This window comes from Bacillus sp. GW823-FHT06A11, assembly GCF_058795355.1.
Genome location: NZ_JBXAHS010000008.1, coordinates 148,842 through 169,060, shown reverse-complemented (window position 1 = coordinate 169,060; position 20,219 = coordinate 148,842). Strand labels below are relative to the sequence as shown.

The 20,219-nt window shown below is 34.5% G+C and carries 20 protein-coding genes and 1 pseudogene; 5 read left to right on the top strand and 16 right to left on the bottom strand.

Annotated features, from left to right (window positions below; all coding sequences use genetic code 11):
* Nucleotides 1-17: 17 nt before the first annotated feature.
* The 4 genes from AC1Q8L_RS26620 to AC1Q8L_RS26605 all read right to left on the bottom strand — a co-directional run bounded on the left by AC1Q8L_RS26620 (nt 18) and on the right by AC1Q8L_RS26605 (nt 2,845).
* Nucleotides 18-650, bottom strand: a complete 633-nt coding sequence (locus tag AC1Q8L_RS26620) for a class A sortase (RefSeq protein WP_001041728.1) — start codon at nt 648-650, stop codon at nt 18-20.
* A 117-nt stretch (nt 651-767) separates the two neighbouring features.
* Entirely contained in the window at nt 768-1,241 is a 474-nt protein-coding gene (locus AC1Q8L_RS26615) for a DUF2178 domain-containing protein (RefSeq protein WP_001080041.1), read from the bottom strand.
* The gene (locus AC1Q8L_RS26610) at nt 1,234-1,452 is read right to left on the bottom strand and encodes a helix-turn-helix transcriptional regulator (protein WP_000154019.1); all 219 of its coding nucleotides are present in this window, start codon (nt 1,450-1,452) and stop codon (nt 1,234-1,236) included. The genes AC1Q8L_RS26615 and AC1Q8L_RS26610 overlap by 8 nt, the downstream gene beginning before the upstream one ends.
* A gap of 112 nt (nt 1,453-1,564) precedes the next feature.
* Nucleotides 1,565-2,845: a 3D domain-containing protein gene (locus AC1Q8L_RS26605; protein ID WP_001105810.1), complete on the bottom strand. Its 1,281-nt coding sequence runs from the start codon at nt 2,843-2,845 to the stop codon at nt 1,565-1,567.
* A 631-nt stretch (nt 2,846-3,476) separates the two neighbouring features.
* Between AC1Q8L_RS26605 and AC1Q8L_RS26600 the strand changes: the two are divergent.
* The 3 genes and pseudogenes from AC1Q8L_RS26600 to AC1Q8L_RS26590 form a co-directional block, all read left to right on the top strand.
* Nucleotides 3,477-4,007 (top strand): annotated as a pseudogene (locus tag AC1Q8L_RS26600) (methyl-accepting chemotaxis protein); the annotation flags it as partial.
* 136 nt (nt 4,008-4,143) lie between these two features.
* A complete protein-coding gene (locus AC1Q8L_RS26595) occupies nt 4,144-4,956 on the top strand; it encodes an undecaprenyl-diphosphate phosphatase (RefSeq protein WP_000434794.1) in 813 nt (270 codons plus the stop codon).
* Nucleotides 4,957-5,135: 179 nt separating this feature from the next.
* Nucleotides 5,136-5,423, top strand: coding sequence for an antibiotic biosynthesis monooxygenase (locus AC1Q8L_RS26590; protein ID WP_000471253.1), 288 nt, complete (start codon nt 5,136-5,138; stop codon nt 5,421-5,423).
* 130 nt (nt 5,424-5,553) lie between these two features.
* Here AC1Q8L_RS26590 and AC1Q8L_RS26585 read toward each other — a convergent pair whose 3' ends face one another.
* Entirely contained in the window at nt 5,554-5,757 is a 204-nt protein-coding gene (locus AC1Q8L_RS26585) for a hypothetical protein (RefSeq protein WP_001268332.1), read from the bottom strand.
* Between the two features lie 171 nt (nt 5,758-5,928).
* On the opposite strand from AC1Q8L_RS26585, the gene AC1Q8L_RS26580 reads away from it, so the two are divergent.
* A complete protein-coding gene (locus tag AC1Q8L_RS26580) occupies nt 5,929-7,080 on the top strand; it encodes a VanZ family protein (protein ID WP_000128016.1) in 1,152 nt (383 codons plus the stop codon).
* Nucleotides 7,081-7,133: 53 nt separating this feature from the next.
* Here the strand turns inward: AC1Q8L_RS26580 and AC1Q8L_RS26575 are convergent, their stop codons facing one another.
* The 6 genes from AC1Q8L_RS26575 to bdhA all read right to left on the bottom strand — a co-directional run bounded on the left by AC1Q8L_RS26575 (nt 7,134) and on the right by bdhA (nt 13,416).
* A complete protein-coding gene (locus tag AC1Q8L_RS26575) occupies nt 7,134-8,450 on the bottom strand; it encodes a D-arabinono-1,4-lactone oxidase (protein ID WP_000948937.1) in 1,317 nt (438 codons plus the stop codon).
* The gene (locus AC1Q8L_RS26570) at nt 8,438-9,610 is read right to left on the bottom strand and encodes an amino acid deaminase/aldolase (RefSeq protein ID WP_000373758.1); all 1,173 of its coding nucleotides are present in this window, start codon (nt 9,608-9,610) and stop codon (nt 8,438-8,440) included. Before AC1Q8L_RS26570 ends, AC1Q8L_RS26575 begins: the two co-directional genes overlap by 13 nt.
* Before the next feature lie 107 nt (nt 9,611-9,717).
* Nucleotides 9,718-10,719 carry a sphingomyelinase C gene (sph, locus tag AC1Q8L_RS26565; RefSeq protein WP_000676799.1) on the bottom strand — a complete coding sequence of 334 codons (1,002 nt, stop codon included), beginning with the start codon at nt 10,717-10,719 and terminating at the stop codon, nt 9,718-9,720.
* A 76-nt stretch (nt 10,720-10,795) separates the two neighbouring features.
* Nucleotides 10,796-11,647, bottom strand: coding sequence for a phospholipase CerA (gene cerA, locus AC1Q8L_RS26560; RefSeq protein ID WP_000730997.1), 852 nt, complete (start codon nt 11,645-11,647; stop codon nt 10,796-10,798).
* A gap of 253 nt (nt 11,648-11,900) precedes the next feature.
* Nucleotides 11,901-12,245: a potassium channel family protein gene (locus tag AC1Q8L_RS26555; RefSeq protein ID WP_000948035.1), complete on the bottom strand. Its 345-nt coding sequence runs from the start codon at nt 12,243-12,245 to the stop codon at nt 11,901-11,903.
* 118 nt (nt 12,246-12,363) lie between these two features.
* Entirely contained in the window at nt 12,364-13,416 is a 1,053-nt protein-coding gene (bdhA, locus tag AC1Q8L_RS26550; RefSeq protein WP_000645827.1) for a (R,R)-butanediol dehydrogenase, read from the bottom strand.
* Nucleotides 13,417-13,641: 225 nt separating this feature from the next.
* Here bdhA and AC1Q8L_RS26545 point away from each other — a divergent pair, with 225 nt between their 5' ends.
* Nucleotides 13,642-14,796, top strand: coding sequence for an MFS transporter (locus AC1Q8L_RS26545; protein ID WP_000873265.1), 1,155 nt, complete (start codon nt 13,642-13,644; stop codon nt 14,794-14,796).
* Nucleotides 14,797-14,812: 16 nt separating this feature from the next.
* Here AC1Q8L_RS26545 and AC1Q8L_RS26540 read toward each other — a convergent pair whose 3' ends face one another.
* From AC1Q8L_RS26540 to rbsB, 5 genes are all read right to left on the bottom strand, one after another.
* The gene (locus tag AC1Q8L_RS26540) at nt 14,813-15,142 is read right to left on the bottom strand and encodes a hypothetical protein (protein WP_000964465.1); all 330 of its coding nucleotides are present in this window, start codon (nt 15,140-15,142) and stop codon (nt 14,813-14,815) included.
* A gap of 21 nt (nt 15,143-15,163) precedes the next feature.
* On the bottom strand, nt 15,164-15,505 hold the full coding sequence (locus AC1Q8L_RS26535) for a hypothetical protein (RefSeq protein ID WP_000665754.1): 342 nt from the start codon (nt 15,503-15,505) through the stop codon (nt 15,164-15,166).
* 318 nt (nt 15,506-15,823) lie between these two features.
* Nucleotides 15,824-18,223 (bottom strand): M6 family metalloprotease immune inhibitor InhA2, encoded by a 2,400-nt coding sequence (gene inhA2 / locus AC1Q8L_RS26530; RefSeq protein ID WP_001252976.1) that lies wholly within the window; start codon nt 18,221-18,223, stop codon nt 15,824-15,826.
* A 381-nt stretch (nt 18,224-18,604) separates the two neighbouring features.
* Nucleotides 18,605-19,252 (bottom strand): fructose-6-phosphate aldolase, encoded by a 648-nt coding sequence (gene fsa / locus AC1Q8L_RS26525; RefSeq protein WP_000667666.1) that lies wholly within the window; start codon nt 19,250-19,252, stop codon nt 18,605-18,607.
* Between the two features lie 34 nt (nt 19,253-19,286).
* Nucleotides 19,287-20,213, bottom strand: a complete 927-nt coding sequence (gene rbsB, locus AC1Q8L_RS26520; RefSeq protein ID WP_000758975.1) for a ribose ABC transporter substrate-binding protein RbsB — start codon at nt 20,211-20,213, stop codon at nt 19,287-19,289.
* Between the last annotated feature and the right edge of the window lie 6 nt (nt 20,214-20,219).

Sequence of the window (20,219 nt, the reverse complement as noted above, 5' to 3'; positions counted from 1 at the left end):
AGAGTTCACCTTCTTTTTTACTTCTTCGCCTTCGTTCCTACTAAATCACCAGCAACAACATAACGCTTAGAATTATCCTTTACAGATACACATGTAATAAGCGTTATCTCATCTTTCCCATGATCCTCTACAACTTCCCACTTATCAGGAGTTACTTCAGATACACCAGTAACCGCATACTCATATTCATTTTCATTGTCATACAAATAAATTTTATCGCCTCTTTTCAAAGAAGCTATATCACTAAATAAAACACCTTTTTTAGACATGTTATGTCCTGCTAGTGCGTAATTTCCTTTTCCCATAACTTGATTCTCTTTTACTGTCGCTGCACCTGATAATAAGTTTTTTTCAGTAGAAGCTTTCAAAACAGGCAGTTCTACTGAAACACTTGGAATCGAAATACGACCGATTACTTGTTTCTTATCTAATGATGCATTCGCTACTTCCGCCAAGTCTGGTTGATTAATTTTGGAAGCATCTACAAATTCCGTCTCATGCTTTTCATAATCCATCTTTTGAACAGCCTGCACATTTTCAGTCTGTTTCTTTTCAGCCTGATATCCATCATAAAATGGCTTTCCAATTAACACGCCACCTACAACAAATAGAAGGATTGCTACTATACTATAAATTCTTTGCTTATTCATATACAATTCCTTTCCCTTACAAAATCTTACTCTATATAAAATGATAAAATAATATCGCCATATGTACAAGTATTAGCTTAAAAAGAAACCTTCTTGCCGGTGCAAGAAGGTTTCTTTTTAAGCTAATTTATTTCTGTATAGTGATACGTGAAATACTGTCATTTGAATAAAGAAAATCGAAAATATAATATATAATGGGTATCCAGGAAGATATTCATTAATAATAGGCGAAAAAGTTAAAAATCCAACTGCACAAGGTAACACAAACCATAACGATACAAATGTTGTTCGGCAAGCTTTATCCGTAATCGCTTTTTCACGTTCATCTTCTAGTGGAAATAATAATGGATACATCCAAAAAGATAAATTCTTATATTTTTTCTTTTGAATTCTATAAAAAATTGTAACTATAATTGCTCCAATAAATAATAAAATGAATGGTACTCCATTAAACCATACTTCAAATGGGAATTTCTCGTTTTTAATTATATCTGCTAACTCTGTAATGACACTATAAAATTCAACAAATGTCCAGCATGCTAAAGCAGTATAAAGCACGTTTATGATATAAGAAAAAACAATTCTATTCATCCTCTTCCCCCTCCTTATTTAAAACAAACACATCTTCCATCTTTAACTGAAACACATCACAAATCGTAAGTGCTAATAACAACGAAGGAACGTAATCCCCTTTTTCAATTGCTGCAATTGTTTGTCTCGTTACTCCAACCTTTTCTGCTAATACGCTTTGTGTAAAGTTAAAACGAGCTCTTAATTCTTTTACTCTGTTTAAAATGGTCAAATTTACCACCTCTCACCATTATTGTATGCTATCCTTAACAAAATGTAAACTCGACTTAACATTATTCTTACAAAAAAATCCAACTTTACGTATTGTAAAGTTGGATTACGTTTTAGTTTAAAATTGTAAGCTTAACATTTTTTCTGCCCCACTTACTAGACGAAGCTTTATCTGGCATTAAAACATCAATTTTGTGACCTTTAATCGCGCCACCAGTATCTGCTGCAATTGCTTCTCCGTATCCTTCAACATATACACGAGAACCTAATGGGATAACAGATGGATCCACCGCAATCAATTTCATTCCTGGGTTTGCAGTTAGATTATAGCCTCCCCATGCAGAATATACTTGTTGACCTGGTGCATAGCCATTTTCACCTGGATCTGCTGTATAAGCTGTTGCATGTACATAAAGTTCTTTCCCGCCAGCAGTTGGCTTAGAAGACGGTTCAGGTTGTGCAGGTTTTGCAGGTTCTACCTTCGAATTATTATTAGCAACTGGTTCAGCCGGTTTACTAGCTTTTTCTTGCTTTTGCTTTTCAGCAATTTCTGCTTGTGCTTTCGCTAAAGCTTCTTGCTCTGCTTTTGCAGCCGCTTCTGCTTTTGCACGCTCTTCCGCCGCAATTCTTGCTGCTTCTTGTTCACGAGCAATTGTTTCTTGTACTGCCTTCATATTTGATTCAATTTTAGCTTTTTCTTCCGCTGCTAAATTAAGTTGACTTGCAACCTCATTATATTTAGCTTGAACTGTTTGTAAGTTATCTTGACGTTTTTTCAAGTTATCTTGCAGTTCAGCTTGTGCTTTTGCTAATTTTTGTTTATCTACTACTAAAGATGCTTCTTTTTCGTCAATTGTTTTCTTATCTTCTTCAATTTGACGAAGATCTTGTTCTTGTAGACGTAAAATTTCTTTATCAGCTTCTAGAATAGTAGAAACTGCGTTCATACGTTGTAAGAAGTCTGCAAAGTTTTTTGACTCTACTACAACTTCTACTACTAAACTTGTATTTGAGCTGTTTTGAACAGAAACCATACGTTTTCTCATAATATCTTTACGAGCAAGGACTTTATCCTCTAAAACGACAATTTCTTCCTTTTTTTGTTCAATCTGCTTATGTGTTTCATCGATTTTACGTTGAATAGCAGCTTGATCCTCTTTATTTTTTGCAATTGTATTATTTAAATTATGTAGTTCGTTTTCGATACCTTTAATTTCTTTACTAACAGCTTGCTTCTCTTGCTCTTTCTTTTGCATTTCTGCATCGTTTTGTTGCAATTGCTGTTGCATGTTGTTAAGTTTCTCGTCGTTTGACTCTGCTTTTACAGCGACTGTACTAGAAAGACCGATAATTCCTGCTAATACTAGACTACTGATTCGCTTAAAATAGTTCATAATCCGACTCCCTTCTTATACAGTTATACATGATTTATTTTACAGTTTGTTTACAAAACGATTAAATACAGTTTATTTTTCGTGACAAAAAAAAGAGAATTATGAATAAAATGTAATAGATTCTTAAATATTTAACAATTCCTATATTTAAAAAATACAAAAGATGCTAAAATCCAAATATAGAGAAAATATAACTTTCGAAGGCGGTTGAAATAAATACATGTTTACTCAAAAGAAATCACTCCAACATACAATTGCTCAATTAGAAGAGCGTATACAAGAATTAGAAGCAGAATTAAAACAAAAAGATATTGAAAAACAAGAGACTATTTCTACTATCCACGATCGTGTACAAAGCGTTGTCCAAGAGCACCAACTTGTAAATAACCAACACAATACACTCCAAAATTTAGTTCAACAATTAAGTTCATGTTTCGAAAATGTTTCAATACGTACGACACATTCCAATGAGTTAAATAATGAAATGTTACAAAAGGAACAAAGCTTAATTCAGTCTATTGCAGAAATTATTGACTGCTCTAATGAAGGAAAAGAATCCGTTCACCGCTTACTTATTGTAATTAATAAATTAGGTGAACAATCCCAACGCACGTCTAATAGTATGAATCATCTAAGCGAACGCTCAAAGGAAATCGAGCAAATTGTAGAAGTCATTCAAAACATTGCAGCACAAACAAATTTACTTGCTTTAAATGCGAGTATTGAAGCCGCACGTGCTGGAGAACACGGTAAAGGATTCGCTGTCGTTGCCAATGAAGTAAGAAAACTAGCAGAAAGTACAGCAGAAAGTACAAAAAACATAGGCAACTTAACGAAAAAAATTCAAGAAGAAATTGAAAAAGCATACGATAACACAAAAGATAATTTACATTTAGTCGATGAAGGTGTAGAAATGAGCGCCGATACAAACGCTAGAATTGAAAATATTTTAGTTATGATTCAAACGTTACAAAATGGTGCTACAAATGTTATTAAGGCTATTGAAAACCAAAAATCTTGTAATGATGACATATTACGAGAATTCGCTAACACACAACAAATGTTCCAAAAATTAAATACTACTATTATGAATCATATTCATGATGCTGAAAAAGTCGATGTTCAATTGTCTAAAAGTCTTCAAGGAACAGTAAATTCTTAATTAAAAATAAAAATCCCTTATACTGCTATAAGGGATTTTTATTTTATTTCGAATATTTATTTCTTTTCAATATTCATCCATATCTTTGTTATAATGGAAAAGTTGTTTCTTTCAACTAATAAACAAGGAGGTTATTATGGAACAATTTTACTACGTTTTAAAATATTTAATTCTCGGTCTGTTCCAAGGACTAACAGAACCAATTCCAATTTCTTCAAGTGGTCATCTCGTTTTAGCACAACATTTGCTAGGACTAAAAATAGAAGGGTTTAGCTTCGAACTACTTGTTAATTCAGCTTCATTATTAGCTGTATTACTTATTTATAGAAATGATTTAATTCGTCTAACGAAGAATGGTCTCTCTTATATATTTACAAGAGCAGAAGACGCAAAATCAGATTTCTTCTTTATTATTTATCTTGTTATTGCAACCATTCCAGCAGGTGTTATTGGTGTTTTATTTAAAGATTACATCGATCAGTACTTAAAAGGTGTGAAGATGGTTGGGATTTCCCTTCTTATTACTGCTGTCGGCCTTTGGATTATTAGAAATTTACGCGGTCGTAAAAATGATGGCGACCTTTCTATGAAAGATGCAATCATCGTCGGATTAGCACAAGCTTGCGCACTGATTCCCGGAATAAGCCGATCTGGTGCCACAATCGTAGCAGCAATGTTACTTGGTATGAAGCAAGAAACAGCTCTTCGCTTTTCATTCTTACTATACATTCCTGTTAGCTTAGGTGGCTTATTGTTAAGCATTACAGACATTGCAAATGATCCAAATCTAGACACATTATTCGTGCCATATGTTGTTGCATTCATCGCAACATTTATCATGACGTATATTTCACTAAAATGGTTTATGAACATTATGGCAAAAGGAAATTTAAAATATTTCTCTTTCTATTGTATTATCGTAGGTGTACTTACTCTTATTTTCTTATAAAATGAAACTTACAAATTGAAAGCGAGTCATTCTATTACACTAGATGACTCGCTTTTTTATACCTGTATTAAGTTAAAATCTATCATTTACTTTGAATTTTCTGAATAGTATGATATCATTTAAGTTCACTATTATAGTAAAGCTATCTTTCCTACTATTATCGTAAAAGAGGTGTTTATATGTTTATTGTTACTAAACTCATTCATATTAAGTACGGATATGAAAGTGAGCTTCTTTATGGGCTTAAACAATATTATCCTTCTCCCGGAACGAACGGTTGTATTAACATAGAGTTTTCACATGTTCATCCTACAAATGATAAGGCAGAATATATGATTCGTATGTTATGGAAAACACAACAAGATTACCATACATGGCTTTCTCAAAGAGAAAGAAATGTAACTTTGAAGCACAAAATACAAGGCTATATCCTTTCTTCCAAATCAAATGCTAGCTATGTACATTAACCCTTCTCTTTTTATTCCTTACGAGGGGAAAAATGATAAAGTGGAACTTTAATCAGCTCTCATCAATCGGGCTGTTCACAAATAACGAAATAAGGCCCCTCTTACTTTTCATACTGTAAGAGGGCTTCTCTTATGCATACACTTTCTTCTCTTGACAATACAAACGAATAACATGTTTATTTTGTTGAAATACATCATGCGTCAGACGAATAATAATAAAGTTTCTTTTTGTTTGATCATCATGAACAAAAATCTGTTCTCCCTCCTGAAAACGCCATGCACTTTCAAAAGTCGTAATATGATCCCCACTTACAGAAAAAAGTTCATATCGCATCTCTTGTACCCTCTCTCAACTTATATAATCATAATATCCTTATATTAAATTTATTATAACTTAATTCCTATAAAATTAGTAATTATTTCTATTTCGAAAGATTTTAACTTTGTATTTAAATATTTTTGGCGCTATAATGATAAACGAATTTTCATTGAAAGGAGTTTTACTTTGACTGCATATTTATTTCCAGTAAAAACAGCATTTATTTTATTTCCCTTTTTAGCAATGTTTCTTTTAATCCCTTTTTTAATATTTAATTATCGAAAATACGGTTATTTAAATAAATGGCGCTCATTTATTTTATACTCATTATTACTTTACTTATTAAATGCCTATTTTCTTGTTATTTTGCCGTTACCACAAACGTTTGATACTTGTAGCCTACAACCAGCTAATACACAACACATGCAACTCTCACCATTTTATTTCATACAAGAGATTAGTAGTCATACATCGGCAGTTTTAACGAAACCAGCTACTTATTTCTACTTATTAAAAGAGTCTGCGTTTTTACAAGTTGCATTTAATGTTCTATTAACTATTCCATTCGGTATTTACTTACGTTATTATTTTCGACGTAGTTTCTTACAAACAATTTGCATTTCCTTTTTCCTTTCACTATTTTTCGAGCTAACACAAGTGACTGGATTATACGGTATATACAATTGTGCATACCGATTATTTGATATCGATGATTTGTTTTTAAATACATTAGGTGGCGTAATTGGTTTTATCATTGCCCCAATATTTACGTACTTCCTTCCGAAGACAAATGAGTTAGATAGTCATATTGATTTGGAAACGAAACCAGTCGGATTCATTCGTCGCCTTATCGCGATGCAAATTGATTGGATTTTCTTATCTATCGTCGTACCTGTCGTTAAAAACAAAGGAAATTCTTTCTTCGTTTCTAATATGCAATCTTACACGAATATGTATGAACTCATTTTCATTACGTGTTCAATCCTTATTTATTTTATTCTTATTCCATACTTTACAAATGGAAAAACAATTGGGAAAGCATTGCTCCGCATTCATCTGAAAGGAAAATCAGATCGTATTACATTAAAAGAACTATTTATTCGCTACGGTATATTTTATTTTGCGTTAGGCGGAATCAATTATATTCTTTCTAGTAGCTCTATGTTAAATCATACAGAGCCTTTAGTATTACTCGTTACATTGTTATTCCTATTTATCATTAACGGCCTATTTATTATTCATGTTTTACTGCATGTATTTAGCCGTGATAAACTACTATTTTATGAACATATTAGTCATACAAGAAATGCAATTACGCTAAAAAAAGCTGACAAATAATTATTTATCAGCTTTTTCATATACATAATTTGAAACTTTAATCAGTGGGGGTCTTACTGCCCGGCAAATAGCGGGATAAATAACTTTTCTGCATAAGGATTAAAAAACATTCCAAGTTCATCTAGAGACTTCCTCGCCTGTAAAAACGAATGAAACTCTGGATATATATCTTGTAATTGCTCATACGATAATGTATGCATTTTCCCCCAATGCGGACGCCCTTCATACTTCAGAAAAATTTTTTCCACTTCGCCAAAGTAAGCAGCATATTTCATACCTTTATACATATGAACAGCGATATACGCTGAATCTCTTCCATAGGCTGGACTAAGCCATATATCATCACCCTTCACATAGCGGCATTCGATCGGGAAGTGCACCTTATACTTTTTCTTTTCAATAAGATTTGAGATTTCTTCTACCACAGTCCTCATATACTTTGAAGGAATGCTATACTCCATTTCATAAAATGGTACCGTACGTGATGTAGCAAATACTTCATAGCTCGGGCCAATTATTTTTGTGTTTGGTACAGCCTTAGCTGATAATCGACTCACTCCTTTACTTATAGAAGGAAACCATTTACACCCTTTAGATAGCAAAGAGAACATCCTATTTTCAAGTAACTCCACCTTTAGTTTATGCCATTTCAAATCACTGCCTGTATTCGTTGTTTCGTTCGTAAGTTTTACTTGTACTTCATCAGAATAAGGAAAAACGAAAAATTCAAAGTGACGATGCTTCTTATACTCTTCTAGTTTGTTCATTACAGTAGATAATGACTGTTTTTCACTTTCATAAACGAGTGAATACGCTGGAATAACCTTCAATTTTATCTTTACAATGATACCTAACATTCCAAGTGACAACTGAAACGCTCTCCAATATTCTACGTTCTCAGCTTCCGAACAAACTATACTCTCACCATTAGATAAAACGGCCGTAATCTCTATAACTTGTGTTGATAAACTCCCAAAGGTAATACCCGTTCCATGAGTCCCCGTACTAATCGCTCCTGCAATAGATTGTGAATCAATATCCCCTAAATTTTCTTGCGCATAACCTTTTTCCTCAAGTAACTTCCCTAAATCATATAACTTTGTTCCTGCCCACACTTCAGCGACCATCTTCTCTTCATCAATATTCACAATGCCCTTCAATTCATCTAAAGAAACTAAAACTTCTTCGGTTTGCACAAGGGGTGTAAACGAGTGTCCTGAACCAACAACACGAATTTTCCGCCCCTTTTTTAGTGCAAGCCCCACTACTTCTACTACATCTTGTATACTTTCTGGATACATCGTATAATGCGGCGTTCCTTCTACATTCCCTGTCCAATTCCTCCACTTTTGTCCCTTTATAGAAAGCATTGGCCATCCCCCCGATATGTTGAATACTCCCCAACAATCTCTCCTTTTTTAACACGATACAAAAAAGGAAAGCGCTCACATAATTCACCAGCCTTACTATGACGAAACAAAATGGACTCTCCTATATCCACTCGTTCCTCGCCGCTATAAAAAATTGGCGTTTGTACCTCGCCAGCACCTTCTAAAGCTAATAGTTTTGCACCCTTCGGTCTCCAAACTTCAGGCTCTTTATCTTTTCCAACTGCTCCTGAAGCAATATATCCACCACCTAGGCAAGTATAAATAAACGGGACTGGTTTACGCACAACTGGTAAAGCAAATCCGACCGCTGGATGAAATTTCACCTCTTTATAATAATCAAACAGCTTCGGAGAATAAAAAGCAGAACCTATTGTAATCTCTGAAACTGAATTATCTTTCTCAGTTGTTTTTATGCTTCCTGTTCCGCCTCCATTTACAAACCTTAGCTCAATACCAAGTTTTTGTATTGCTTTTACAATATATTCTCTTCTTTCTTTCACTTCTAGCACTGATTTCTGCTTTAAATACGAAATCACTTTACTCTTCAGCCATTGATTCGGTATATGGTCTCCCACCCCAGCAATTTGAGCTTCATAACCCATCACACCATCTAACATTAAATATGATGACCTTCTCACCTTTTCTACTACTTTCAACGCATCCTGCACATTTTTTACTGGGGATCTTTGTACACCAAAATGAAATTGAAAGAAACGACTACTCATATCAATATCCAAACAAACACGAAAACATCCTCTAGATTTCTCAGCAATTTTTTCTAAATACACAATATGCTCTTCACAATCCACCATACAAGTTATAATGAAACCTTTCTTTGTTAGCAAACTAATTTCACACAAAGCTCTTTCATCATAAGCAGGATATCCGAGCAATAAATCATTAAATCCTTGTTCTATTAAAAATAAAACCTCTCTAGGTGAAAAGCACATAATACCTTGAAATCGATCATTTGCAGCTAAAATCTTTTGCATAATCGGAACAGAACGTAACGATTTACTCGCTATACGAATCTTCTTATTTCCACTTAACTCTATAATCGATTGAATATTTCTATCTAAAGCCACTTCATCCAAAAATGCACACGGTAATGGAACTTCTTTAAAAATTCCTCGATCCACATTTTTCTCTCCTCTTTTCAATATGTCTTATACATATTGGAAAGAAAGTATGATTTTCCTGTTTGCAAATAAAAAAAGTTTCTTCTTTACGAAGAAACTTTTTGAAACTACTTCATAGAAATAGTCGCCTCTACTGGATAATGATCAGAGTAATCATTATACGTATATTTTTGGAACCACGATGTAACAGTCCATTGTGGAGATTTCGGCTGTAACACCTTATTCTCTATATACGATGGGTTCGCATGGTCTTTGCTTGCAATAATATAATCTAAATATTCGGCAGGACTATCAGGGAAATTATATTTTGCAATACTGTTTGTCGTTGCATCCCAAGTCGCTGTATGTCCAGTATAAGATGGTACAGAAGCGTTCAATGTTTTAAACATAGATGCATACTCTGAATCATTATTGTTCTCTGCATTTATCTTATTTACGTTCATATCACCACCAATTAACACATACTCATTATTTGGTATATTTTTATTTTTAATAAAATCTTGAATTTCTTTTAATTGGTTCGTACGTACAGATGCTGGTGAAGTTTTTCCGCACATACTATCTTCAGCCTGCAAATGCGTCCCAATCACGTGAACGAAACGATCATTTTTCTTAATTTTCGTGTATACAAATCCTTTATTCGATAAATTATCTGGCCCGCATCCTTTTGCAAATACATATTGAATCTTTTCAGCGATTGGCCATTTGCTCACAATCGCAACGCCACCATCTTCAGGAGTTGAAGATGAATAGTTTCCTAACGTTTTATCCCATTCGCTTCCACTACTACGACCTAATACTGCTGTTTGATTTGGATATTCTTTCTTCAAATTGCCTAATAAACGATCTGAAGCACTATTATCAAACACTTCATTTAATATAACAACATCTTGATTCTTTATATAATCTGCCGCCCCGATTAAATCAGCACGCTCAGTTTGTCCCCAGTTCGGATATAAGTTTGTTGATAGCATATATACATTATGCGTCATCACTTTTAATGTATCATTTTGATTTGTAGATGCTTCTGCTTGAGCTGAAGTTCCGCTATATAAAGCTCCTAAACCAACCCCTAAGCTAAGTACACCTTTTAGCAATTTACCTTTCACGTTTCATACCTCCATGTATTGTATAGTAATAAAAAGGCCAAATACTCTATTCTGAGATTTGACCTTTTTCAAATACTTAACGATTTCCGTACGTATCAAACCAAAGCTGAATGTATCCAGCAGTAACACGTTGTGCATCCATTAAACGCTTACCTGTCATTGGTGTAACTTCAGCGCGCCATTTATCTGCATATTCTTGTGATACAGCTGCTCTTACGAACCAATCTTTCGTATTATCATTTACAATGCCAGCGTAATCTTGTTTCGCAACTACTGCCGCTCCATGAATCCAATCTTCTGGATTCGTACCTTTCCAGTTCCAATACCCATTTCCATCCGTTACTTTATAATTATCTTTTATCGTATCTACAAAGTTTTCATATTTAGAATGGAATCCTTGTGGATACGAAAGGTTCGTAAAGTTTGCCGCATGCATTGGTTGGTTTACATCCCCTAAATAATGAAGAGATAATCCTAAATAGAAGAATGCTTGTTTCATATCTTTATTTTTGTAAGACTCACCAGCTAATTTAAAATATTTAGCTCCAGTTTCCTTTGCCTGCTTTGCATACGGAATATAAGTTTTCCCATTGTCAGGGTCATAGAAATGTGAAGCAAATGTGCTATTATCATAATAAGGATTTTCATAGTCAGCAGCATAAATACCGTTCTCTAACTCAGTACGCCATTCATTTAATAGTGCAACTCGATCTTGTTTTACAAGTGTTGTATTACGAGACATAATATCAATTGCACGGTTTACAATCCATAAATGAGAATTCACGCCTTCTTTATGTTTATCTTCAGCAGACCAGCGCGGAATAACTCCAAATCTCTGTCCCCCATCATTTTCATGAGCAAATGCAACACTTTGTAATGGAGCAACTAATGTAATAGCTGCCGCTAAAGCAAGTACTTTCTTTTTCATATAAAATCCTCCATTTTATAATTGAATTATTGTAAACATTTTGTTAGGATCCTATGATGTCGTCCGGTTAACCTATGACTAGAATATCCCACCTTTCACGAAATTTCTATCACTAAATTAAAATATGCAAATGTTCATATCATTATAACTTTATACATAGTGAATATAATGAATGAATACACTTTCATTTTAATAAACTATTATTAAGGCTTGTCTAAACTAATGTAAAAAAAGAGTAAAGCACCCACATGCTTTACTCTTTTTTTCTATTCGATAATATACTTGGCAATTGTACATTAACTGCCAACTTATGTATAAATCCAAACACTAATCCGATCCCTATAAATATGTATAATATCGTAAATATCTTTCCGAAGTCAGTTTGGGGACTAAATTGCCCATCACCGACAGTAGTCAGCGTCACAACGCTAAAATATAAAGCATCCAAAGGACGTAACCCCTCCACTGTACTATAAAAGATTGTGCCAGATATTAATGTCAAAATTGTTAATACGAATAACACTTGAAATTCTTTATCTTTCCATGCTCGCAAACAAGCTTTTAGCATCCGTTTCAATGTCAATATAAATGAAAGCATTAGACTTCCCCTTCCAAACAAAATACCTTTAGTTACAGGAAAGTCTATCACCTTTCTGTACAGAAAAAAAGTAGCCCTCTTCTATTTCTAGAAAAGGGCTACTTTTTTCGATTCTATCTTATTTAGGTGAAACAAGAATTTTCACTTGGGTTTTATCTTTTACAAGTGCTTCAAATCCTTCTTCAACAACTTGATCCACTGTAATTTTTTTCGTAATTAATTTCTCTGCTTGAATTTGTCCAGAGCTAATCAATTTAATAACAGCTGGGAAGATGTGACGGTATCCTAAAATACCAATAACTTCTTTTTCTTTTAATACTAAGTTATTTGGAGTAATTGTTGCGTCTTTTTCCCATACACTAACAATTACAGTTTGTCCTTCGAAGCTTGTACTTTCAATCGCTTGGCGTAGTACAACTTCAACACCTGTTACTTCAAAGCTAACATTTACACCTAAACCATTTGTTAAGTTACGAATTTCAGCTAACACATCTTGAGTTGCTGGGTTTAATACATAATCTGCACCTGCTAATTTCGCTAACTCTTGACGTTCTTTAGAAAGTTCAACTGCAATAACAGGAGTTGCTCCTGCTGCTTTAGCTGCTTGGATAACAAGAAGTCCAATTGGACCGCAACCAAATACCGCTACAGCTTCTCCTTCTTTTAATTTACTTTGACGTACTGCATGAACTGCTACTGCTGCTGGTTCTACAAGCGCACCTTGTTCATACGTCATTTCATCTGGAATGTGATGAACCATATCTTCTGGTACTACTGTATATTCAGAGAAACCGCCGCCTTCTCCGCCAAGACCGTGGAAAACAAGTTGTTCACAAACATTGTAATGTCCATGTTTACAAGCTTCACATTTACCACAAGAATAAATTGGCTCTACAACAACGCGGTCTCCCACTTTATGAGATGTAACTCCTTCACCAATCTCTATTACCTCACCACTAAACTCATGACCTAAAATAACAGGTGCTTTCACATGTGTTAATGGATGTTCTTCTGTTGGAATAAAAATAGGCCCTGCTAAATATTCATGCAAGTCTGTCCCACAAATACCACACCATTTAACTTTGATTTTCACTGTTCCTGGTTTTACTGTTGGTTCTGGTACTTCTTCTACTCGTACATCACGTTGATTATGCCAAAGTAGTGCTTTCATTTTATACATCCCTCTCTATGTATATACTTAACCTGGTGAAGTTTACAACTCTATTATAATACTTCTATCCATATATTTCAAAAAAACAATCACGTTCCCACTAATTTTTTACAAATAACGTTCAATATTTTGTCACTTTGTACTTTTTTCCACATCTGTTAATTCAATTTCATTGCAGGTGAAATTAGCATTGTGCCATAATAGCATAGGAGAGGTGAATATCGCTTGAAATATTTTATTTACTTTATCGTTATCGTGGCATTTTTAGATACATTTTCACAATTACCTATTATGAGTACTTTCGCTCAAAGCCTTGGAGGAACTCCTCTTATTATCGGTCTAGTTGTCGGTATGTACTCATTCGCTAATATGATTGGTAATATTATTGCTGGAGCCGCTGTCGATAAATTTGGTGCAAAAAAAATCCTTTATATAAGCATGGGAATTACGAGTTTCATAGTCTTGTTATACACCGTTGTTCAAAGTGGTGAACAACTATTAGTTGTGCGCTTTATGCATGGATTTAGTGATGGCTTTTTAATTCCTGCTGCCTTTACATTTTTATCAAAACAAACAAATGCAAAAAGACAAGGAAAAGCAATGGCTCTATCTGGTGCTGCTGTTGGAACAGCCGCAATCGTAGGACCTGCTTTCAGCGGTATTATGAAAGCAACAGCTGGCGTAGAGTGGGTCTTCATTACTATTTCTATTTTAATGGCTCTTGGTACGATCGTATCTCTATTCTTCTTACCAAATAACGTATCAAGAAAAGATACATCAAGAATGCAAATGATGAACAAAGAAGATATGGTTGAACTTTTAAAATCAGAACCGTTATTACAAGCATATATTGGTGCTTTCACATTAATGTTTTCACAAGGAATTGTCACTTATATGTTACCAGTAAAAGTTGAGGCATTAGCGCTTAAAGCATCCACAACAGGCATGATGTTAAGTGTATTCGGTATAACTGCTATCCTCTTCTTCTTGCTTCCAACAAATCGTATTTACGATCGATTTAATCGTTCGAAACTAATGCTAATCGGAATTGCAGTTATGGCATTCGCATTATCTTTACTCGGATTATTTGCTACAAAAGGTATGCTCTTTATCGTAATGATGATTTATGGAATTGGATTCGCAATCCTCTTTCCGTCTATTAACGCTTTACTCGTTGAAAATACTACAGACGATAATCGTGGAAAGGCATTCGGATTATTTTATGCCTTCTTCTCATTAGGAGTTGTTGCTGGCTCCTTTACAGTCGGCGCAATCGGAGCATCACCTAGCATCAGCTTCATTATCGGGACAGCATTTTTATTAACATTTGCTGGGATGATTTATGTAAGAAGCAAAGTAAAAAAGACAATGATGGGATAATCCATCGTTGTCTTTTTTAAAATGCATATTGATATAATCCGTAATATAATGGAAGCGTTGGAATAATGCCAATTAATTTAAATATAAAAGGTAATGGCTCATCTCGCTCTTCATATAAACGAAAAACAAAAACTGCAGTTAAAGTCCAAATGACACTAAACAAGAAGATACATTTCCAAACAATTGAGGTTAATATTTGTATATCAAATACAAAACCAAAAAGCCCTATCCACGTAATAATAGATACTACAAAGTCAAACTTTTGAATTGGTGTTTGAAACATACCCCTTACTAACGAAATAATAGCTAACATTGCTACAATAACTAAATATATTTTCCAAAGCATAATGATAATCTCCTATTCAATTTAACTTTTAACTTTCAGCAAACCATATTTAATAAACAATATAGCATTATATTTTTCATAGAAATAATACAATGGATAACAAAATAAAAAGAAAATAAGTACAGTTGGTACATTGTCTACAATAGAAAAATATTTTACTAGTAATTCCTTAATACTCTCTCCAATAATAATAAACAATGGAATTATACAAATCATCGCTAATATTAAACATGGTGTTACCCTGATTTCTTTCAACTTCACCTTACAATGTGGACACCTTAATGAAAAAGGATGCGGGAGATCAATAATATGCTGTACAGTAATATCCCCTTCACACTGTGGACATTCAATAACTTCTTTCATTTATCGCTTACTCCTTTCTATCTATAAAAAGAGCCCTATTGAATAGAACTCTTTTTTGCCCAATATATTACTTTTGTGTATAACCAAATAACAATGTAAATAAATTGAGCCGTAAAGGCAATAATACATCGCTTCTTTTAAAAAGAAAGTTTATAAATACCGACGATACTTCGACAATTTCCTCGGAAATATTTCCTTTCCCCACATAATTTGATACACTACACATGAATAAACACTTGTATTACATAAACTAAAATAATAACTTACTGTACAAATTAAAAAGCACACTCTTCATATGAAGAATGTGCTTTTATGTTATTAACGTTTAATCCAAACAGCGCCTGCCGATTTATCTTCTGCCTGTCCAACAACTTGGAATTTAAGTCCAAGGTTTGGAACTTTTCTTCCTGCATCTGCAATTTGCTTGTTACTATATACTTTTGAATCATCAAAAGTTGTAACACCTTGTAATCCAGAATAGTTAAACTGACCACGTGTTAATGAATTTACACTCCATGCTGGTGTTTTATCAAATGAAAATGCAGCATCTGCAATTTGCATGCCCGTATTACCATATGCTGGTTTTCCGTTTAAATTACCAACTAGCGCTTCTGGATGAGAATCTACAACACCAAGGAATCCTTCACCTGGATGCACCCCAACCCAGTTATCTTTGAAACTATCATCTGCATACCAAACGACAAGACCTGTATTATACACTGGACCTTTTCCTGCTTTTAAACCATTATCTGATCCCGCATAGTTTCTCCACTCTAAGTAGTAATAATGAGCTTTCTTCTCTGTCCCATCAGAAACAACAAAACCATTTAAATTCATTTTAGACTGTCCTTCTGCATCATCAGAAAATACAACTTGTCCATCAACAGTTACATTTACATTGTCCATCGCAAAACCTTTATATGTTACAGCCGGATCTGTAATATAGTCTAATTGTAGTTTCACTTTTTTGCCTTTAAATTGACTTAAATCATATGATTTATCAATCCATTTCCCATCTGTTGTATCTTTATCTCCTTGGACTACTTTTTCTCCAAGTCTATCAATTAACGTCTTCGTTCCATCTTCTGTTACTGCATGTACTTCGACGAAATCGCACTCTGCTTCTAACTCATAATTTGCTTTATAATCGAATTTTGCATTTGTTCCTTTTGTTAAATCAAAGAAAGGTGTCTCTAACGTTGTATGCATATCATCGCCTCTTGTACTATAATATGCATGCTTTCCAAACTCCGGTTTAATCGTTTCAACACTTTTACCTGGTAAGTTAACACGTACAACGCCTGGACGATTTGATTTCGTAACACTTTGATCAATATAGGTAGGAACTCCCACACCACTCTTAATTTTATCGTAATCTACTTCTAATATTTTTGCCCAGTTGCCACCCATATTCTTTTGTAAGAAGTCTTTATTTTGTGGTGAAAAACTTGTCGGCTCCGTTCCTGCGATTTTTCCTGTCCAACTACCTCCACTCATTAACGACCAAGCTTCGACAGGTGAACCATTTCCAGTATATTTCGTGTCATATTCATCTGGTAATCCAAGATCATGTCCAAATTCATGCGCAAACACACCTACAGCTCCATCTTCTGGTTCAATTGTGTAATCATGTGCTGCTACTTTTCCACCAAAGTAATCTACTTTTGATTTTGTACCTTCAATCGCTACTGGATCTACTGCTAATTTTGAACGATGTGACCAGATCGCATCATCACCTAATTTACCACCACCTGCTTCTTGACCAACACCAGCATGGATTACCATTAAATGATCAATTACACCGTCAGGTTCATTTTGATTCCCATCCCCGTTTGTATCATATCTATCAAACTGATCAAACTGAGATAAATCTAGTCCTTTCTCAGCAGCTGCATGCAAAGCTTCTTTCACTAAATCACGTGCACCTTTCGGACCTTTATTATCGTGACCACTGCTACCATCAGCTCCATAATCAGATGCTTTTCCTGGAACTGTTAGCCACTCCGTTACATATCCGTCTGTCGTATAACTACCACCAGACTGCTCTTCATAGTATTGTTTAAACGTTTTTACTTTTGAACCATCAAATAATGTATAAGGCTCCTTACCGAACAACATCTTTTGATAATGTTCTCTACTAAAGTCTTTCGAATACATATAACCTGGTGTTTGATCAATATTATTATGTTTATAATCACTAAATTCAACGAGTAGCACTAATACTTTATCCGATCGAACAGATCCTTTATATGGAGCTTGCTTTGCTTTTGAAGTTGGAACTTGCCCATTTAATTGCTTTTTATTTGGTTCTGGCTTTTGCTCAAGGTTAATATTTTTTTCAGTCTTTTTTACATTTTCCTTTTCTTCCATCTTTTTCTCTTTTACTTTTTTTGTGAAATCAGACGTTTCTTGTGAGTGAGCATCTGGAAGAATTTCTTTGTTCGCCTGATCTCCTTGTTTCTTTTCAATATATTGCTCGACAGCCTTTTTCGTCTCTTCTTTAGAAGATGCTGGATTAATTGTTCCTCTTTCTTTCAAAGCTTCCGCTAAACGATCTTCTTGAATTAAATTGTAATCAATTGGCGTTGTAGACACATTCTCTTTCTCTTTTGCTGGCGTTTCTGCATATGCTAACGGCGCACTCATTACAGATGTGCATCCGATAATTGCTGCAATTGCTAATGATGACAACACTTTAAATGGGGCTTTTCTTCTCATTCCATTTCTCTCCTTTTATAAAACTTAAAATTCAGATAAATCGGTGCGTTTTGTCGAAATCTCTGTTTACTACCCTCCCTATATAAAAAGACATAATTCTATAAACATTAAACTTTCTGTTATAGAATCATGCCCTCCAGTTTTCTGGTCAGACCCTCTATCTGTTTATCCCTTGGTTCAACTAATAATCAGTGTGCTGATGAACAAAGCCCCCACTGATTAAAGTTTCACTTTATATCGAAATATGAAAAATAAAGAGTTATGTGATATATATTAAATATCTTATATAACAAATTTAAAAGACAATATGCAAAATTGCATGAAAATTCTTTTAAATAAAAAAGAATCCTAGTCAATTAAACTAGGATTCTTGATTTTCTATTATTTCTCTTGTGTTTTTTCCCAATCAGCTAAGAATTTCTCAATTCCTTGATCTGTTAATGGGTGCTTCACTAATGAAGCAATTACGTTTGCTGGGATTGTTGCAATATGTGCACCGTTTAATGCTGCGTCAGTTACGTGAACGCTGTGACGTACAGATGCTGCAATGATTTCTGTTTCGATGCCATGAATTGCAAAGATTTCTGCGATTTGACGAATTAAATCCATACCGTTATGACCGATATCATCTAAACGACCTAAGAATGGTGAAACATATGTTGCACCAGCGCGAGCTGCAAGTAATGCTTGAACTGCTGAGAATACTAATGTAACGTTTGTACGAATTCCTAAATCTGAGAATGCTTTTACTGCTTTTAAACCTTCTGTTGTCATTGGAACTTTTACAACAACGTTTGGAGCAATCTTCGCTAATTCTTTTCCTTCTTCAATCATTTTATCAGCTTCTAAGCTAATTACTTCTGCACTTACAGGTCCTTCTATAAAGCTGCAAATTTCACGAATACGCTCATGGAAATCTACGCCTTCTTTTGCTACAAGTGATGGGTTTGTCGTTACTCCAGCTACTACGCCTAATGCATTTGCCTCTTTAATTTCGTTAATGTTTGCTGTATCAATAAAAAATTTCATTTGTTATTCTTCCTTCCTAATTTTCATTTTATATTTATTTATTTTTCTTAATAAGCTCTAATTCAATCGGAATAGATTTGTCCACTTTTTTACCTTGTGTTATCTCTTTTGCTGTTTGCATCGCCTTCTCTCCGATTAATTCCGGTTTTTGAGCGACTGTTGCAGCCATACGCCCATCGTTAACCGCTTTCACAGCATCTTCTGTTGCATCAAATCCAACAACTACTACATCTGTTTTTCCAGCAGACTTCAATGCTTCAAGTGCACCTAATGCCATCTCGTCGTTATGCGCAAACACGGCTTTAATATCACCATTTGCTTGCAAAATGTTTTCCATAACAGATAATCCTTTCGCTCTATCAAAATCAGCCGCTTGTTTGGCAACTACTTTTAAAGACTTATCGGCTACGTTATGGAATCCTTTCCCACGTTCACGAGCAGCAGACGATCCAGGGATTCCTTCTAACTCAGCAACGTTTGCTCCTTCGCCGACTAATTCACGAATGTAATCACTAGCCATTTGACCACCTTCGATATTATTAGATGCAATGTGAGAAACAACCTTACCTGAATTCGCAACGCGGTCTACTGTAATAACAGGAACATTTGCTGCATTTGCCGCACTTACCGCTGAAGCAACAGCATCTGAATCGGTCGGATTAATAACAACTACATCGACACCCTTTTGAATTAAATCTTCAACATCGTTCGTTTGCTTCGCTGCATCATTTTGCGCATCAACAGCAATCAATTCGATGCCGCTATCTTTCGCTTTCTTTTCTGCACCCTTTTTCAAAGTTACAAAGAAGGGATTATTTAAAGTTGAAACAGAGAATCCAACTTTAATAGTTTTATTTCGACCTTTATCGCTAGAATCCTTTGCCCATTCTGGTGGTTCCATTGAACAACCAGCAGTAATGACCATAATACATGCAACGAGTATAAGTAACCATTTTTTCATGAACTG

Coding starts and splice junctions, on each gene's coding strand:
- AC1Q8L_RS26620 (WP_001041728.1), bottom strand. CDS start 650: ATGAATAAGCAAAGAATTTATAGTATAGTAGCAATCCTTCTATTTGTT.
- AC1Q8L_RS26615 (WP_001080041.1), bottom strand. CDS start 1,241: ATGAATAGAATTGTTTTTTCTTATATCATAAACGTGCTTTATACTGCT.
- AC1Q8L_RS26605 (WP_001105810.1), bottom strand. CDS start 2,845: ATGAACTATTTTAAGCGAATCAGTAGTCTAGTATTAGCAGGAATTATC.
- AC1Q8L_RS26595 (WP_000434794.1), top strand. CDS start 4,144: ATGGAACAATTTTACTACGTTTTAAAATATTTAATTCTCGGTCTGTTC.
- AC1Q8L_RS26590 (WP_000471253.1), top strand. CDS start 5,136: ATGTTTATTGTTACTAAACTCATTCATATTAAGTACGGATATGAAAGT.
- AC1Q8L_RS26585 (WP_001268332.1), bottom strand. CDS start 5,757: ATGCGATATGAACTTTTTTCTGTAAGTGGGGATCATATTACGACTTTT.
- AC1Q8L_RS26575 (WP_000948937.1), bottom strand. CDS start 8,450: ATGCTTTCTATAAAGGGACAAAAGTGGAGGAATTGGACAGGGAATGTA.
- cerA (WP_000730997.1), bottom strand. CDS start 11,647: ATGAAAAAGAAAGTACTTGCTTTAGCGGCAGCTATTACATTAGTTGCT.
- AC1Q8L_RS26555 (WP_000948035.1), bottom strand. CDS start 12,245: ATGCTTTCATTTATATTGACATTGAAACGGATGCTAAAAGCTTGTTTG.
- bdhA (WP_000645827.1), bottom strand. CDS start 13,416: ATGAAAGCACTACTTTGGCATAATCAACGTGATGTACGAGTAGAAGAA.
- AC1Q8L_RS26540 (WP_000964465.1), bottom strand. CDS start 15,142: ATGCTTTGGAAAATATATTTAGTTATTGTAGCAATGTTAGCTATTATT.
- AC1Q8L_RS26535 (WP_000665754.1), bottom strand. CDS start 15,505: ATGAAAGAAGTTATTGAATGTCCACAGTGTGAAGGGGATATTACTGTA.
- inhA2 (WP_001252976.1), bottom strand. CDS start 18,223: ATGAGAAGAAAAGCCCCATTTAAAGTGTTGTCATCATTAGCAATTGCA.
- fsa (WP_000667666.1), bottom strand. CDS start 19,252: ATGAAATTTTTTATTGATACAGCAAACATTAACGAAATTAAAGAGGCA.
- rbsB (WP_000758975.1), bottom strand. CDS start 20,213: ATGAAAAAATGGTTACTTATACTCGTTGCATGTATTATGGTCATTACT.